The sequence below is a fragment of the Pricia sp. genome (assembly GCF_041745955.1).
Taxonomy (GTDB): Bacteria; Bacteroidota; Bacteroidia; order Flavobacteriales; family Flavobacteriaceae; genus Pricia.
Genome location: NZ_JBGTHY010000259.1, coordinates 1 through 2,578 on the forward strand (window position 1 = coordinate 1; position 2,578 = coordinate 2,578).

The 2,578-nt window shown below is 38.6% G+C and carries 3 protein-coding genes; 2 read left to right on the top strand and 1 reads right to left on the bottom strand.

Annotated features, from left to right (window positions below):
- A partial coding sequence (locus tag ACEW8S_RS09225) for an asparagine synthase-related protein (RefSeq protein ID WP_373517863.1) occupies positions 1–336 on the top strand: 336 nt, incomplete at its 5' end.
- Positions 337–359: 23 nt separating this feature from the next.
- Here the strand turns inward: ACEW8S_RS09225 and ACEW8S_RS09230 are convergent.
- Entirely contained in the window at positions 360–1,730 is a 1,371-nt protein-coding gene (locus ACEW8S_RS09230; protein WP_373517864.1) for a putative metal-binding motif-containing protein, read from the bottom strand.
- Positions 1,731–2,315: 585 nt separating this feature from the next.
- On the opposite strand from ACEW8S_RS09230, the gene ACEW8S_RS09235 reads away from it, so the two are divergent.
- Positions 2,316–2,578 (top strand): hypothetical protein (locus ACEW8S_RS09235; protein ID WP_373517865.1); only part of this gene is annotated, 263 nt, incomplete at its 3' end.

Genomic DNA, 2,578 nt, shown 5'->3' on the forward strand with positions numbered 1-2,578 from the left:
CACAGAATCATAGAATTTATGACCTCAATAGACACCGGTTTTCGAATAAGGAACGGGCAAACAAAATACCTATTGAAAAAACTTTTGAAAAACAAGGTGCCCGATAAGATTATAAACAAACCGAAATTAGGCCTGAATCCTCCTATGGGCATATGGCTGAAAAAAGATCTAAAAGACTTTGTCAACGATTATCTTTCAAAACAAAGTGTTGAAAATAGGGGTATGAACCATAGTTTTGTCGAACGCCTGTTAAAAGAGCATTCTTCCGGTAAGAGGGATAGATCGCTTTATCTGTGGAGCTTGATCGTTCTTGAGGAATGGTTTCGACAAAACTGAAAAGTAAGTTTATTTGAGGTTGTTCAGTCCTTTCTAAAGATTTCAAAATCTCGGAATTCAATAGTGTCGAGGGTATTTAGCACAATGCCCAGTTCTTCCAACAAAGTGGAAAATTTCTTTATACCGGGATAGGCCACTCCTTTGAGCCCTTGTGAAGTCAGCACAAAAACCTCATCATTTTGGAAGGAGCCGAACCAAGTCCCGAAGTATCCATAATCTCGGCTAATACGGGGGTATTTGAGTTCGATGCGAAGTTCGTGGTCCATATAGATGGCATAAGCTTCTTGGTCAATATTAGATCCTAAACCTATTACTTCGGTTGAATAGTTGTCATCCGAAAACATGCCAAATTCTGTTATTGGGTCGTAAAATCCGCTTTCCCGTAATAACTCATAAAAACTTTCACTTTCGTTATAATCTTGGGGTATCTTGATGATATACCAGTCGGCAGTTTGGCCAATTTGGTACGTATACGCTTGAACACCGTCGGTTTGGGACGTTCCGAAATCGGTAAGAATACCTTCGATCGATGTCAGCTCATCGCTTTTTCTCAGAAAGGCGTACCGCTGATATTCCGAACTCTCCAAAATATTCCCGTCGTAGAGTCTATCCGTATCGTCCGCACATAATCCTTCTCTCATAGCAATTACATCGGGATTATACCTATTTCCGGATGTGGTAAAGCTTCTATTGATTAAATCAGGGTGATATATATCATATCTTGAAGGAAAATCGGGGTCTTTGACCTCTTCAAAGCTACAGAAATCATACAATTTTGGGTTGTCCGATATTATGATATTATTGACAGTGGCCAAATTTTGAAGACCTTCTAATGCGGTTAAAGATGCGTTATTGGTAATACTTAAATATTCGCCAGGAGGAGGTGTGCCTACTGTAATGAGACTCGACAGTTCGGCCAAATTTTCGAGCAAGATATTATCGTCGATATAAAGACCGTGGTCGATTGAACTTAAGTTATTCAGGCCTTCTAGATTTTTAAGGGCATGGTTCGAATAAATATAAACGGAATTTTCTTGCCTTACTACCCGTAACGCCCGCAATGGCTCTAAACTTACGATGGAGGTATTGGGTTCATTTTCTGTTCCGATCTGCAGTTTTCCATAGATGGTCTTATAATTATGTCTGCCAAAATCATCGACATCCTGTTGGGTAAGCAATTTCACATCGCCCCCAAACAATTCTTTTTCTGCCATTTCGCCGTCACAATTTTCATCGATTGTATTGTTGAAAACTTCGGTTGCGTCGGGATTAATCTCTTTGTTGGAATCGTCACAGTCCAAATTGTTTTCCACATAGCCCGAAGGCGCGGTCGTTTCCTCGATATCAATAGCTGCGTTGCCGAAGCCATCTCCATCGCTATCTTGATAGTACACGGTTTTTATATCTTCGGCTTATCGTCCTTTTGACAAGAAACAAAAAAAAAGGCAGGTAGCTAGAAATAGTATTTTTATACGGGTTCTGTCAAACATATTAAGATTTTTTCTTTCCGAAAATTAAGGTTGGCAAAATAACGATTTTTTCGGGATTCTATTGCCAAATAAAAGACGTTCTGGGGCAATTAATCGATGAAAAACAGCCAATTCAACTTACTTTGTTAACTGTTATGTTACAGGTCTTGAAAACATTGCCGAACTACAGAAACTGATGCAGGTATGTGATCATAAAATAAAAATAAATTCTAATCCTAAGTTGAGAAATTTCTGTGGGCTACAAAACTTATTTGCAAATAACGGTACCCAGGCAAAGCTAGAGATATTCAACAATGCCTTTAAAACGAATAAGGAACAAATTATCGCAGGAAACTGTAAGTTGAATTCGAAATAAAGAAATATTCTTCAACACTGAAACAAGAACTTGACGACCTAATGCGATTATTGCGCCTCCCGCTATTTGAATAGCTTTGTCCGGTTAGCATAATTTTGATGTATTTTTGGGACATTATCCATTCTAAGGGTTGCATGGCACTAAATATAAAAGGACACTGGGGCTGGTATTTTTTATTGATGATTTCCCCATTGCTCCCCGATAAACTAGGTCTTTTGCCGATTTATGCCTTTATTCTTGTATTCCTCTTTTCACGAAAATTTTCCAAATCGGCCGATACTTTAAAAAAATACCAAAAATGGATACTTTGGGCGATGGTTTCCTTTTTTTTGTTATATGCCCTAAGCCTTTTGTGGGGCGGCGATTTTTCCATGGGTATAAAATCCGTCGAAAAAAA